Below are 13,741 nucleotides of genomic sequence, written 5' to 3'. Positions count from 1 at the left end.
GGCAAGATGCCCGCACTAGGAACACTTTACCGAAAAATTAACGTATAAAGCTTCTCTATTCATGGAGAAAAAAGCGGTCGAGGGATGGCGAGGAAACCTCGCCATATCCAATCGACCAAGAGAAGAAAAAAATTCCTTTTAATCTAATCCTCTCCTTGAAAAGAAGAGTTCATTAATGGATAATGGATAATTGATAATTTATAATTTATCAAAATAATATGGGTCTAAAACCCCGCCTTTTAAGGCGCAACATTTTTGGAGCGGGGCTCAAATCCCTACTTCCCCCTCCTGGGAGGGGTTAGGGTGGGTTGGGAGGGGTTAGGGGTGGGTTGGGAGGGGTTAGGGGTGGGTTAACTTCTGACTTCTGACTTCTGACTTCTGACTTCGTTAAAATTACCTCTGGTTAAAACCTTTCTTGATTGAATATAAGGAATATTTTCTTTTTTTTCCCCTTAAAAGAGGAGCTTTCAAGGCGCGAATTATTTAATTAGGGTTTGCGTATGGAAAGTCTTTTGGTAGGGGTAGGAGACAGGAGACAGGAGACAGGAGACAGGAGAAATGGGAATTATAGAGGAGATAGTAGAAAGAATCATCCCTTGATTTTTCTGCCCAACTCTTGACCAAAATCCTAAGATTTTGAACCTGAGTCGCCTAAAACCTCGCACTTTTTGATACTTAAAAAGGCACTTACCTTTATCTGTAAAAACTTTGAGATTTAATCAGCAAGCCCTAATTATTAATTATTAATTATTCGGTAATTCTAAATTCTAAATTCTAAATTCTAAATTCTTGAACTCATTTACCTACAATTTTCTGTATGTACATATTAATCTTAGTATTGTTTCTAGCTATCTGTTTTTGTCTCGGTGCTCTCCCACTCACTGGTTTAATAGTTAAAATTCTGGCAAATATCGACCTCAGAAAAGTCGGTACGGGTAATGTTAGTGTGGCAGCAGCGTTTACTCATGCGCCGAAACCAGCGGCAATAACAACAGTATTAGCAGAAATAGTTAGAGGTATTGCGCCAGTTTTAGTAGCAAAAGTTTTATTTCCAGAGATTTTTACCTTGCAGTTAGCGGGATTAATTTTGTTAGTAGCAGGTAGATATTTTATTGCTAAAGGTGGCGGTGTTACTAATGCTAGTTGGGGAGTTTTGGTTTATTCTCCTGTGGTGGCATTAGGTTCGGGAATTACAGGGTTATTAATATTAGTAATAGGCAAACAAATATTTCCCAAAAAAAACCAAAATATCCGGCAATGGGCAGCTCGTCTGGGATGTCTCAGTAGTTTTTTATGGGTGTTATTATTTCGCCAGTCAGCATCTTTTTTAGAACTTTTAGCTGCTGCTGGATTAGCAATTATATTAGTAGTAATAAATCTGAGGCAAAGTGATGATATGGCTTTAAAAAAACAAATTATATTTTCTCTCGATAATCAACTAGATGCCAAAATATGTGGCGAGAAAGCAGCTAGATTAGCTCAATTGAAAAAAGTTGGTTTTAATATTGTTGAAGGTTTTGTTTTACCTGCAACTGAAGCAGGTACTCGAGGCAATTGGAATAGGGAAGTTGATTCTTCATTACCTACTATCAACTCTCCTTTACCGAAGCTGGATAAAATGTCTATTAATTTTCCCCTAATTGTTCGTTCTTCTGCTGTGGGGGAAGATAGCGATAATAGTTCGGCTGCCGGACAATATCAAACTATTTATCCGGTGAAAAATCAAACAGAATTATTAGAGGCAATTAATATTTGTCGTCAATCTTATTGGTTGCCAGAAGCTGTTGCTTATCGTCGGCAAAGAGAAATTCCTGATGCGGAAATGGCGGTATTAATTCAGCCTTATATTATCAGTCAAGTTGCTGGAGTAATGTTTACTCGTAATCCTTTAGATGGTGGTGCAAAAATAATTATTGAAGCTCTGCCAGGAGGTGCAGAAAAAGTTGTGGGTGGGCAGTTTAGTCCGGTACATTTAGAAATTGTTGAAGAAGGAAGAGGGAAGAGGAAAGAAGGAAGAAGGAAGGAGGAAGAGGAAAGAGGGAAAAAGTTGATTGTGACTCAAACTTCAACTAATTTTAAACAGCCTGTAGACGACGAGGTATTAAATCAAAAAGAAAAAGATAAAAATCAATCTTTAGAAGAAGGAAGAGGCAAGAAGCAAGAGGGAAGAAGGAAGGAGGAAGAAGCAAGAGGGAAAAAGTTGATTGTGACTCAAAATTCAACCAATTTTAAACAGCCTGTAGACGACAGACTATTAAACCCAAAAGAACAAGATAAAAATCAATCTTTAGAAGAAGGAAGAGGCAAGAAGGAAGAGGCAAGAAGGAAGGAGGAAGAAGCAAGAGGAAAAAACTCGATTGTGACTCAAAATTCAACCAATTTTAAACTTGTAGACGACGAGGTATTAAATCAAAAAGAAAAAGATAAAAATCAATCTTTAGAAGAAGGAAGAGGCAAGAAGCAAGAGGCAAGAAGGAAGGAGGAAGAAGCAAGAGGAAAAAACTCGATTGTGACTCAAAATTCAACCAATTTTAAACAGCCTGTAGACGACAGACTATTAAAGCCAAAAGAACAAGATAAAAATCAATCTTTAGAACAGGTAAAATATTCTGATTTTTTACCTGAAGAAGTTATTGAAGAATTGGTAAATCAAGCAGAGGCAATTGAAGCATTTTTTCATGGCTTACCCCAGGATATTGAATGGTGTTGGGATGGTGAAAAAATTTGGATTTTACAAAGTCGCCCCATTACTAATCTCAGACCAATTTGGACACGAACTATTGCAGCAGAGGTAATTCCCGGAGCTATTCATCCTTTAACTTGGTCGATAAATCGTCCTTTGACTTGTGGAGTTTGGGGAGAAATTTTTACTATTGTTTTAGGGGAAAAGGTAGCAAAATTAGATTTTACTGAAACGGCAACTTTGCTCGGTTCTCATGCTTATTTTAATGCTACTTTGTTAGGGGAAATTTTTAGAATGATGGGATTGCCGGAGCAGGGTTTAGAGTTTTTATTACGGGGGCAAAAAATGGGAAAACCGCCTTTAGGAAAAGTGTTGCCTTCTTTGCCTGGTTTATGGCGTTTGATTCAAAAAGAAATGGCAGTTGACCGGGAATTTGAACGCGACTATTATCAAATTTTTGTTCCCGCTCTACAAATTTTAGAAAATAATTTCAAACAAAATTCATCTCAGTCTTTATCAGAATTATTAGACCAAGCAGAACAAATTCAGGAATGGTTAAAACCGATTACTTTTTATAATATTTTGGGTCCCATAGGTTTAGCAATTCGGCGATCGCTCTTCCGAATTTCTGAAGAATGGTTGCCTACTGATACTGCTCCAGAAATTGTTTCGATTCGAGAATTACAAAAGTTGGCAGTTAAGTTAAAAATGGCAACTAATTCTGATGTGGAAATAAAGGCAGAATTTGAGCAAAATCAGGAATTACAATGGGAGTTTCAGCAATGGTTGGAAAATTATGGTTATTTGAGTGAAGTTGGTACGGATATTGCTGTAGCAACTTGGGGAGAAAAGCCAGATAATTTCCGTGAATTATTATTTGCAATGGCTCGGAAAGGTGAGGGAGAAAAAGATAATTTTAAAGATAATTTTTCGGTAAAGTCTTTAAATTTGTGGCAGAGGTGGCGACTGGCGCAATGTGCAAAGCGTGCGAGAACTAAGGGTAAAATTGCTGAGGTTTATGGGAAACTTTTGGCTTATTTACGATTGACATTTTTAGCAATAGAAATAAAAGTCAAAAGTCAAAAGTCAAAAGTCAAAAGTGATGATTTAGAAGTTAAAAGTCAAAAGTCAAAAGTCAAAAGTGATGATTTACAAGAAAATCTAGAGGTTTTTGAAGAAAAGGGTGATATTTTTTATTTGGAATTTGAAGAAATTCGGCAATGGATTTTATCTACAGTAGGTTTGGTTGAGGAAGGAAACCCTGCAAAAAGATCCCCCCTAACCCCCCTTGAGAAGGGGGGGATGTTTGAGGAACAAAACAGAACAGAATTTAACACTGTTACACCTAATGACGAGCGATCGCCCCAGCTCCCCAGCTCCCGTACGGACGTTGCATGCAACGTCCCTACCCCACTCCCCTACTCCCTTACTCCCCTACTCAGACAAAGAAAGGAACAACTGGAAAAAGACCGCGATCGCCAAGTTCCCCAGGTAGTTTATGGGAATGTATTACCCCAAGAAAGTAGGGAAACTTTCTCTACTGAGGAAAATGTTTCTATTTTACAAGGGATACCAGGGAGTGTTGGTTGTGTGGAAGGTTATGTCAAGGTTTGTCGGAGTTTAGAGGTAAATCTGGCAGAGTCGGAAAATCTAATTATAGTTGTTCCTTATACTGATGCAGGTTGGGCACCATTATTATTGAAGGCAAAAGGTATTATTGCAGAGGTGGGAGGACAGTTATCCCACGGAGCTATTATTGCGCGGGAATATGGCATTCCGGCAATAATGAATGTTTCTGGAGCGATGACTCGTTTACAGGATGGGCAAAAAGTTAGGGTTGATGGGTATCGGGGGATGGTGGAATTTATTTAATCAGGAGTCAGGAGGTACATAAAAGATCCCCCTAAATCCCCCTTAGAAAGGGGGACTTTTTGTTAGCTCCCCCCTTTTTAAGCGGTTCCCCCCTTATTAAGGGGGGTTAGGGGGGATCTAATTATTATGGCTAATTAATGAGACTTGATATTATTCGTAAAACATAGGAATAGTTGGAAAGGGAGAGCGATCGCCTATTTCCTATTCCCTGCCTTTACCAACAGACTTTTTCCGCAAACCCTAATTATCAATTATCCATTATCAATTATCCATTAATGAATTCTATCCCATGAACTTTTCGATAGATTAATTCAATCTGACAATTAAAATCTACACTAGCAAAATTAACTTCTTCTCCCCCGCTATAAGTTTGAGAAATCCAAATTCCTTGTTCATTTTTTCTAAAACATTCTATACTCATCTCAGACTGACTAACTAATACATATTCTTGTAAACTTGTAGCTGTTTGATAATCGGCAAATTTATCTCCTCTATCAAAATTAGCTGTGCTTGGAGACAAAATTTCTATGATTAAAAAAGGATAAAGAATAAAGTCTTCATTTGAACTTAAATCCCATTCATCATAAGTTACTACCAGATCGGGATAATAATAACAATTAGCTTCTTCTAGTCTAATTTTAATATCGGAATTAAGTACAAGACAGTCATTATCCAGAAGATAATTCCCTAATAATGCGCCTAAATTACTAGCAATAATAACATGGGGTAAAGAAACCCCTACTCTTGCATAAATTTTGCCTCGTCTATACTCATGTTTAATCGGACTTTGTCGCTCTCCTGCTAAATAGTCTTCTGGAGAAACATAGAATTGATTTTGATTAACGACCATTGAGTTTTATTCTGCTATTTAGACTGTTATATTATATCAATGTGTTTTAACGGGAAATGTTTTTGGAGGGTTGTTTAAAATCCCCGAAAAACAACTTCCAACTTCTTTAACATATTTATTCTGAGAGGTTATGATGACTACAGGCCAAAAGTTACGTCAAATATTAGAACAACCAGGTATTCTAGTGCTGCCTGGAGTTTATGATTGTATTGGGGCAAAAATTGTAGAACAGATAGGGTTTTCTGCTGTGTTTACCAGTGGGTTTGGCATTTCTGGTTCCACTCTTGGTCGCCCTGATTATGGTTTTCTTACTGCTACAGAAATGCTCTACACTGTGAGGCGTATTACTGAGTCAGTGAATATTCCTTTGGTAGCAGATATTGATACTGGATATGGCAACCCGTTAAATGTGATTAGAACTGTTACCGATATTGTTGATATGGGAGTTGCCGGAATTATTTTGGAAGACCAAGAATGGCCGAAAAAGTGCGGTCATTTTGAGGGTAAGCGAGTAATTCCAATGGCGGAACACATAGAGAAAATTAAAGCAGCGGTTCATGCTAGGGGTGATAGTGGTTTAGTAATTATTGCTCGGACAGATGCTCGTGCGCCATTGGGTTTGGATGAAGCTATTAAGCGGGGGCGTGCTTGTGCTGAAGCTGGTGCAGATGTGGTTTTTATTGAAGCACCTCAGTCGATAGAAGATTTGCAGGCGATCGCTACTGCTTTTGAGGATGTGTATTTGTTTGCCAATATGATTGAGGGTGGTAAAACTCCGGTTTTATCGGGTGAGCAGTTGGCAGAAATGGGTTTTAAAATTGTGGTTTATCCTTTGTCGGGATTATTTTCTGCTACTAAAGCGATGATGAACTGTTATCGTCAATTATTTGAAAATGGAACTACAGCGGGGTTGACAGATATTGTTACGTTCCAGGATTTTGAAGAGATTATTGAAGTGCCTAAATATCGAGAGTTGGAGCGGAAGTTTTCAGTTGATTAGTACTTACGCAGATAGGCTATATATAGCAATTGAAACTATTTAAGATAGAATTAGACTCTATAAATAGTTTCTTCGCGTAAGTCCTGTTGATTAAATTTGTAGGGGCGAATGGCATTCGCCCTTATAAAACCCATTTTCCATTGAAATAGGGAGGTTGCATAAACATTCCTACAGGGTTATCATTAAAATATTTTAGGAAAGAGTAACGATGCCAAATCTAACAATAAAAGACCTAGAAAAATTAACAATTGATAATTAGAGATAGTTTTCATTATTCGTGATCCATTAATTATGATTGCAATTAAAAATTCTCAATATATTACCGCTCAAGAATATTTGGAATGGGAAGAAAAACAACCGATTAAATATGAATATATTGACGGTGAAGTTATAGCTATGACTGGGGGTAATATTCCCCACAGTGAGATTGTTGCTAATCTGACAACAGCATTAAAAAATCATTTGCGCGGGCAAGGTTGTAAGGTCTTAGTGGCAAATGCAAAAGTGGAAATATCTGAACAAGGACCATTTTTTTATCCTGATTTCATGGTTAGTTGCGATGAACGAGATAAAAAGGCAAGAAAAGCGATTAAATATCCTTGTTTAATTATTGAGGTTTTATCTCCAGGAACAGAATCTTTTGACAGAGGAAAAAAATTCCAAAATTATCGTCGCATTTCTACTTTGAAAGAATATGTTTTGGTGAGTGCTAATGAAATGATGCTTGAATGTTTTCGGTTGAATGAAAAGGGAGTATGGGAGTTTTATTCTTATTTGGAAGGGGATAAGATTGAGTTGAAAAGTGTTAATTTGAGTTGTCCTATAGATTTAATTTATGAGGATGTGTTTTTAGGGGAATAATTGTCAGATTCAGTTATCAGTTATCAGTTGTCAATGGGGAGCGTTGGCGAAGCCTAGCGGCAGCTATATCGCCAAACTAACTCCAAAAAATAATCCGTATATCCGTGGCCAAATCAGTGTCTAGCTACTAGGGAGCGATCGCCAATTTCAGTTATCAGTTGTCAATGGGGAGCGTTGGCGAAGCCTAGCGGCAGCTATATCGCCAAACTGACAAAAAAAATCAGATGACTTTAGCTATTAGCTTAGGATTTTAATCCTTAGTTCATGAAAAGTCTTTAAATACCATAATTTCTGCTTTTGTGCAAAAAATTCCTAAAAGTCTGATAATTTACCACTTATTAACTTTTTTGGTACATTACCTAGTATAATTAAAATATATAATTTAAAACCATAACGTTATACTTATGACTATTTCATACATTAGTACCACAGAAGCAGCTTTTCTGCTAAATATTTCAACAGGTAGATTGCGACTTCTACTGAATACTAATCGTGTTGTTGATGCTAAAAAAGTCGGGAGATTTTGGAGAATTCCTCTGAACCGTCGGGGAATGCCAGAAATTACACCAGGTCGTCGCGGTCCTCAAGGGACTTGGAATAAATTTCAACGTAAAGCCAAGACTATCGTTCATGTTCTAAGAAAAACTATAGACTACAACAGAGATCATAAAACTAAATATGCAGCAGTAGCTGTGAAAGTGGGAGATAAAAAAGATTATTGCCACGCTCTGAAAATTCACGGTTCTTGCGAAATAATTTATCAACCCCATCAACCAAATACAAGTCAAGCTGGAGGTGCCAGGCTGTGGCTTGAAGTAGAGCCGGAAACTATAGTAGAGCGAGTGTACTTTAGTGATGGAGATTATGGTCCGCCACCAGAAGTAGTTCAGCAGCGTGCAAAAGCTAAGAAGCCAAAAAGTCAGAAGAGAAAATCGAAAAAGAAAGGAAAAAAGTAAAGTAGTTAAATATTTGGTTTGGAAACGAGAGTTCCACAAGCAGTGCCTGGGTTCTGCTTAATTTTTTGCTGTCTATAGAACCTATTTGGGAACTAGGAGTCAGGAGTCAGGGGTCAGGAGGGAAGATAATTTAGGAAGAGTTAGAGATCGCCCCTGAATTAGAAGTCAGGAGGGAAGAGTTGGCGATCGCCTATTTCCCTCAAATAAAATTGATTTGAAATTACCATTATTCAACTATTCTCTAAAGATGATTTCTCCATCTCTGATATTATTTGCAAACTCATTTCATCAGATAAATATTCTTAATAAATAATCCAGTCATCTTGAGATGACTTTAGCTATTAGCTTAGGATTTTAATCCTTGTCTATCTTGGCTATACCAGGAACTTTCCGATAAATTAATTCAATTTCACAATTAAAATTTACACTGGCAAAGTTAACTATTTCTCCCCTGCTATAAGTTTGAGAAATCCAAATTCCTTGTTCATTTTTCCGAAAACATTCTATACTCATCTCAGACTGGCTAACTAATACATACTCTTGTAAACTTGTCGCAGTTTTATAATCAGCAAATTTGCCTCCTCTATCAAATTTAGCTGTGCTTGGAGACAAAATTTCTATGATTAAAGAAGGATAAAGAATAAAATCTTCAGGTGAACTTAAATCTCTTTCATCACAAGTTACTGCTACATCAGGATAATAATAACAATTAGCTTCTTCTAGTCGAACTTTAATATCCAAAGGAAGTACAAAACAGTCATTATCGCGCAGATGAATATTTAGTTCTGTTACTAAATTACTAGCAATAAGAATGTGGGGTTTCTTTGCCCCTACCATTGCATAAATTTGGCCTTGTCTATACTCATGTTTAATCGGACTTTGTTGTTCTCCTGCTAAATAGTCTTCTGGAGAAACATAGAATTGATTTTGGTTAGCTATCATTGGGTTTTTCTCTGCTATTTTTACTGTTATATTATATCATAACTATAGTTGGAAAGAGCGATCACCTCTGAATAAGGAGTCAGGAGGGAAGAGTTGGCGATCGCCTATTTCCCTCAAATAAAATTGATTTGAAATTACCATTATTCAACTATTCTCTAAAGATGATTTCTCCATCTCTGATATTATTTGCAAACTCATTTCATCAGATAAATATTCTTAATAAATAATCCAGTCATCTTGAGATGACTTTAGCTATTAGCTTAGGATTTTAATCCTTGTCTATCTTGGCTATACCAGGAACTTTCCGATAAATTAATTCAATTTCACAATTAAAATTTACACTGGCAAAATTAACCTTTTCTCCCCTCTTATAAGTTTGAGAAATCCAAATGCCTTGTTCATTTTTCCGAAAACATTCTATATTCATCTCAGACTGGCTAACTAATACATACTCTTGTAAACTTGTCGCAGTTTTATAATCAGCAAATTTGCCTCCTCTATCAAAATTAGCTGTGCTGGGAGACAAAATTTCTATGATTAGAGAAGGATAAAGAATAAAATCTTCAGGTGAACTTAAATCTCTTTCATCACAAGTTACTACTACATCAGGATAATAATAACAGTTAGCTTCTTCTAGTCGAACTTTCATATCGGTAGGAAATACAATACAGTCACGATCGAGGAGATGATTGCCCAATAATCTGTCTAAATTATGAGTAATAATAACGTGGGGTTTCTTTGCCCCTACCATTGCATAAATTTGGCCTTGTCTATACTCATGTTTAATCGGACTTTCTCGCTCTCCTGCTAAATAGTCTTCTGGAGAAAAATAGAATTGATTTGGATTAGCTATCATTGGGTTTTACTGCTCTATTTTTACTGTTATATTATATCATAACTATAGTTGGAAATCGCCTATTTACCTCAGAGAAAATTGATTTTAAATTACCATTATTCAACCATTCTCTAAAGATGATTTCTCCATCTCTGATATTATTTGCAAACTCATTTCATCAGATAAGTCTTCTTGTCTGTTTTCCCTGAGAACTTGCTGTAAAAAATATAGATAGTTGTTCAGAAAAGTTTGAGTATTGGGATGTTCTTTTCCTAAAAGTTGCATTGTCATCTTCAATGCTTCTAGATACAAAGGTTCTGCTTCTGTGTATTGCCCTTGGGAGTAGTAGAGTCCTGCCAGATTGTTGAGACTGGTGGCAACAGACGGATGTTCTGCTCCTAGCAATTGCTTTTTCATTTCCAAAGCTTCTAGATACAAAGGTTCTACTTCTGTGTATCGCCCTTGAGAGTAGTAGAGGTGTGCCAGATTGTTGAGGCTAATGGCAACATCAAGATGTGAAGAGCCTAGCAGTTGCTTTATCATCTCCAGTGATTCTTTGAACAAGGGTTCTGCTTCTGCGTATTGCCCTTGAGAGTAGTAGAGTTGTGCCAGATTGTTGAGACTTTTGGCAACATAAGGATGTGGAGAGCCTAATTGCTTTGTTATCTCTAGTGATTCTTTGAACAAGGGTTCTGCTTCTGCGTATCGCCCTTGGGACTTGTAGAGTAATGCCAGATTGTTGAGACTCATGGCAACATCAGGATGTGAAGAACCTAGCAGTTGCTTATATATCTCCAGTGCTTCTTTATGTAACAGTTCTACTTCTGTGTATCGCCCTTGAGAGTAGTAGAGGTGTGCCAGATTGTTGAGATTTTGGGCAACATCAGGATGTGAAGAGCCTAGTAGTTGCTTTCTCATCTCTAATGCTTCTTTTAACAAGGGTTCTGCTTCTGTGTATTGCCCTTGAGAGTAGTAGAGTAATGCCAAATTGCTGAGACTGGTGGCAACATCAGGATGTTCTCTTCCTAAGAGTTGTTTATATATCTCCAGTGCTTCTATATATAAAGTTTCTACTTCTGTGTAGCGTCCTTGAGAGTAGTAGAGTAATGCTAGATTGTTGAGATTTTGGGCAACATCAGGATGTGAAGAGCCTAGTAGTTGCTTTCTTATCTCTAATGCTTCTTTTAACAAGGGTTCTGCTTCTGTGTATTGCCCTTGGTAAAGGTAGAGGTTTGCCAGATTGTTGAGACTTATGGCAACATCAGAATGTGAAGACCCTAATAGTTGCTTATATGTCTCCAGTGCTTCTAGATACAAAGGTTCTGCTTCTGTGTATCGCCCTTGAGAGTAGTAGAGTAATGCTAGATTGTTGAGACTTTTGGCAACATCATGATGTGAAGACCCTAGCAGTTGCTTACACGTCTCCAATGATTCTAGATACAAAGGTTCTGCTTCTGTGTATCGCCCTTGATATCTGTAGAGTAATGCCAGATTGTTGAGACTTTTGGCAACATCATGATGTGAAGCTCCTAGTAGTTGCTTTGTCATATCTAATGCTTCTTTTAACAAGGGTTCTGCTTCTGTGTATCGCCCTTGATATCTGTAGAGTAATGCCAGATTGTTGAAACTTGCGGCAACAAATAGATGCCTAATGCCTAAACGATTGCGAGTAATATCTAAGCATTGCTTATGCCAAAGTTCTGCTAGTTCATATAATCCCTGACCTGCATACAACCAGCCAAGGCTGTTAAACGGCCATATCAAATCTTCATCCTCAACCCACTTTTGCATCTCAGTTGCTGTCTCAATCAAGTGAGGAATAGATAAGGTTAGTTTTTCTATGTCTGCTTTTACTGGAGTCTGAGGAACTTTTTGTGCTTCTACCACTATACCCCGACAAAACTGATACTTCAACTCCTCTACTTTTTTCATCTTCTCCAACTTACCTCGAAAATATCGACGTACCAATTGATGTAATTGATAAGTTTCCTCTGCTGTCTGTTTAATCAAGTTTAAATCTAACAAACTATCTTCCCTAACATCCTCCCAAGCGCTTATAAATTCTTCCTCCTGACTTTCACCTCCAGACAAACACTGTTCCACCAAACTCCAAGGAATAGGAGCTAAGGCAAACATACTCAAGAAACAACCCAAATACCTCCCTTTCTTATCCAACTCCTGCCAACTTAATTCCAAAGTAGCTTTCACTCCTCTTTCCGCCGTCATTTCTCCTGATGGTTTCTTTAGCGCAGGCAAATCTAAAGCTTGTTTCTCCAACTCTTGTATCATTCTTGCCAACTTCCACCCAGAACGCCTCTTGAGAAAACGTCCCACCAACTCCAACCCCAAAGGTAAATATCCCAACCACTCACAGAGTTGTTTAGCTGCCTCTCTTTGCTCTGCCACGCGAGACTCACCAATTAACGCCACCAACAACTCCAAGGCAGCACCCTCATCCAATACTTCCAAACGCAAATTTTCAAATGATTCTGACAACCAATATCTGCGGGTAGTAATTAGCAATTTGAAACGTTCTTCCTGTGGAGGTAAATAACCTGCAATTTCCTCATACTTATCCACATCATCCAAAATAATAAGCACATCTCCAGGAGGTTGCCAGTTTGCCCAACAGAAGTCAAGTCTCTGTTCTAAATCCCAATCTTCTGCCGGAAATAGCCCTAGTTGAGTCTCGGCAAAATCTAATAACTGTTCTACAACACTCCTTTCCCGAACCCCGATCCAGCAAATGCCACCAGGATAAGTAAATTCCTTTTTAGATAAGAGAGCGTACTGGAGTGCCAATTCTGTCTTGCCTACTCCTACCATCCCCGTGACTACTGCGGTGATAGAAACTCGCTCCTTTTCCTGAAGTTGTTCATGTAATGTTTTGAGGTCTCCATCTCTACCAACAAATTTGACAGCACCAGTGCGTAGTTTATTCAGGTTATTAGGAAATTCTGCTGGTTCCCCCTTCCTTGGCAGTCCCTTTGTTTTTGTACCTATATTAATGTCACGAATATTAATATCGCGTACCTGAGAGTTATCAAAATCAAGATTAACTGCTGAGTTAAAAGGTGTCACAGGTAAGGAAGGGGGATTTACTTTTTTAATGTGATATCTTCTACTGTCATATCCCCTTTCAATTCCCAATCTTCTCCTTTCATTCTTACTCCTGTAGCTTCTCCCTCAGAGATGACTTTTTGAATCTTGACATTAACTGCTTTGAGACTCTTTATGTCTATACCTACAGCATCAAACTCTGCTTTTGGTACTTTTTCCAATAATTCTGTAAGAGCTTTTGTTTTCTCAAGCAGCTCATGAATAACATTTTCTATTTCCTGTGGGGTTCCTGACAAATCTTGAATAGCATCCTCTAAATCTTCTGCCAATAATTTTTGCCTGTCCTCACTTGGCCGTCTTTCCAATTGGTCTACTGGTTTTATTAGTCCAAATTTTTCTCCAATAAATTCTTTCAGGGAACGATACTTGACCACAATTTCTTCTCTAGCTACAGAGGAAGCAACTAATGTAGCACCGGATGCTAAAGCATTAATAACAATCAAACCGATATTTACTGGTTCCATTTAATTATTTCCAACAACTCTATTTTATTTCTCAGTAAGCGTGAGGTACAGTGCTGGAGATCCCCCCTACCCCCCCTTGACAAGGGGGGAACCTGGAAGTCCCCCTTTTTAAGGGGGATTTAGGGGGATCTTCTATGTACCTCACCAGGGTGAAAACG

At 37.9% G+C, this 13,741-nt stretch carries 9 protein-coding genes; 4 read left to right on the top strand and 5 right to left on the bottom strand.

Features of this window, described 5'->3' with window-relative positions; translation table 11 throughout:
- Positions 1–817: 817 nt before the first annotated feature.
- Positions 818–4,555, top strand: coding sequence for a glycerol-3-phosphate acyltransferase (locus tag SAGCYANO_RS02875; protein WP_202218703.1), 3,738 nt, complete (start codon positions 818–820; stop codon positions 4,553–4,555).
- 265 nt (positions 4,556–4,820) lie between these two features.
- Here the strand turns inward: SAGCYANO_RS02875 and SAGCYANO_RS02870 are convergent, their stop codons facing one another.
- Positions 4,821–5,405, bottom strand: coding sequence for a Uma2 family endonuclease (locus tag SAGCYANO_RS02870; RefSeq protein ID WP_202218702.1), 585 nt, complete (start codon positions 5,403–5,405; stop codon positions 4,821–4,823).
- 130 nt (positions 5,406–5,535) lie between these two features.
- Between SAGCYANO_RS02870 and SAGCYANO_RS02865 the strand changes: the two genes are divergently transcribed.
- From SAGCYANO_RS02865 to SAGCYANO_RS02855, 3 genes are all read left to right on the top strand, one after another.
- Complete coding sequence (locus SAGCYANO_RS02865; RefSeq protein WP_307785811.1) at positions 5,536–6,405, top strand: oxaloacetate decarboxylase; 870 nt, start codon at positions 5,536–5,538, stop codon at positions 6,403–6,405.
- A 291-nt stretch (positions 6,406–6,696) separates the two neighbouring features.
- Entirely contained in the window at positions 6,697–7,266 is a 570-nt protein-coding gene (locus tag SAGCYANO_RS02860) for a Uma2 family endonuclease (protein ID WP_202218701.1), read from the top strand.
- Positions 7,267–7,670: 404 nt separating this feature from the next.
- Positions 7,671–8,222 (top strand): DNA-binding protein, encoded by a 552-nt coding sequence (locus SAGCYANO_RS02855; RefSeq protein ID WP_202218700.1) that lies wholly within the window; start codon positions 7,671–7,673, stop codon positions 8,220–8,222.
- 354 nt (positions 8,223–8,576) lie between these two features.
- Here the strand turns inward: SAGCYANO_RS02855 and SAGCYANO_RS02850 are convergent, their stop codons facing one another.
- From SAGCYANO_RS02850 to SAGCYANO_RS02835, 4 genes are all read right to left on the bottom strand, one after another.
- Positions 8,577–9,164: a Uma2 family endonuclease gene (locus SAGCYANO_RS02850; RefSeq protein ID WP_202218699.1), complete on the bottom strand. Its 588-nt coding sequence runs from the start codon at positions 9,162–9,164 to the stop codon at positions 8,577–8,579.
- A 268-nt stretch (positions 9,165–9,432) separates the two neighbouring features.
- Positions 9,433–10,020, bottom strand: coding sequence for a Uma2 family endonuclease (locus SAGCYANO_RS02845; protein WP_202218698.1), 588 nt, complete (start codon positions 10,018–10,020; stop codon positions 9,433–9,435).
- Positions 10,021–10,119: 99 nt separating this feature from the next.
- A complete protein-coding gene (locus SAGCYANO_RS02840; protein WP_237395682.1) occupies positions 10,120–13,149 on the bottom strand; it encodes a tetratricopeptide repeat protein in 3,030 nt (1,009 codons plus the stop codon).
- The gene (locus SAGCYANO_RS02835; RefSeq protein WP_202218696.1) at positions 13,098–13,583 is read right to left on the bottom strand and encodes a hypothetical protein; all 486 of its coding nucleotides are present in this window, start codon (positions 13,581–13,583) and stop codon (positions 13,098–13,100) included. The genes SAGCYANO_RS02840 and SAGCYANO_RS02835 overlap by 52 nt, the downstream gene beginning before the upstream one ends.
- Between the last annotated feature and the right edge of the window lie 158 nt (positions 13,584–13,741).

This window comes from Okeania sp. KiyG1, from assembly GCF_014132355.1.
Lineage (GTDB): Bacteria > Cyanobacteriota > Cyanobacteriia > Cyanobacteriales > Microcoleaceae > Okeania.
This window is presented reverse-complemented; position numbering and strand designations above follow the sequence as displayed.

Excerpts from the sequence above, each read along its gene's own strand:
- SAGCYANO_RS02870 (WP_202218702.1), bottom strand. The coding sequence starts at position 5,405 with ATGGTCGTTAATCAAAATCAATTCTATGTTTCTCCAGAAGACTATTTA.
- SAGCYANO_RS02875 (WP_202218703.1), top strand. The coding sequence starts at position 818 with ATGTACATATTAATCTTAGTATTGTTTCTAGCTATCTGTTTTTGTCTC.
- SAGCYANO_RS02850 (WP_202218699.1), bottom strand. The coding sequence starts at position 9,164 with ATGATAGCTAACCAAAATCAATTCTATGTTTCTCCAGAAGACTATTTA.
- SAGCYANO_RS02855 (WP_202218700.1), top strand. The coding sequence starts at position 7,671 with ATGACTATTTCATACATTAGTACCACAGAAGCAGCTTTTCTGCTAAAT.
- SAGCYANO_RS02835 (WP_202218696.1), bottom strand. The coding sequence starts at position 13,583 with ATGGAACCAGTAAATATCGGTTTGATTGTTATTAATGCTTTAGCATCC.
- SAGCYANO_RS02845 (WP_202218698.1), bottom strand. The coding sequence starts at position 10,020 with ATGATAGCTAATCCAAATCAATTCTATTTTTCTCCAGAAGACTATTTA.
- SAGCYANO_RS02865 (WP_307785811.1), top strand. The coding sequence starts at position 5,536 with ATGATGACTACAGGCCAAAAGTTACGTCAAATATTAGAACAACCAGGT.
- SAGCYANO_RS02860 (WP_202218701.1), top strand. The coding sequence starts at position 6,697 with ATGATTGCAATTAAAAATTCTCAATATATTACCGCTCAAGAATATTTG.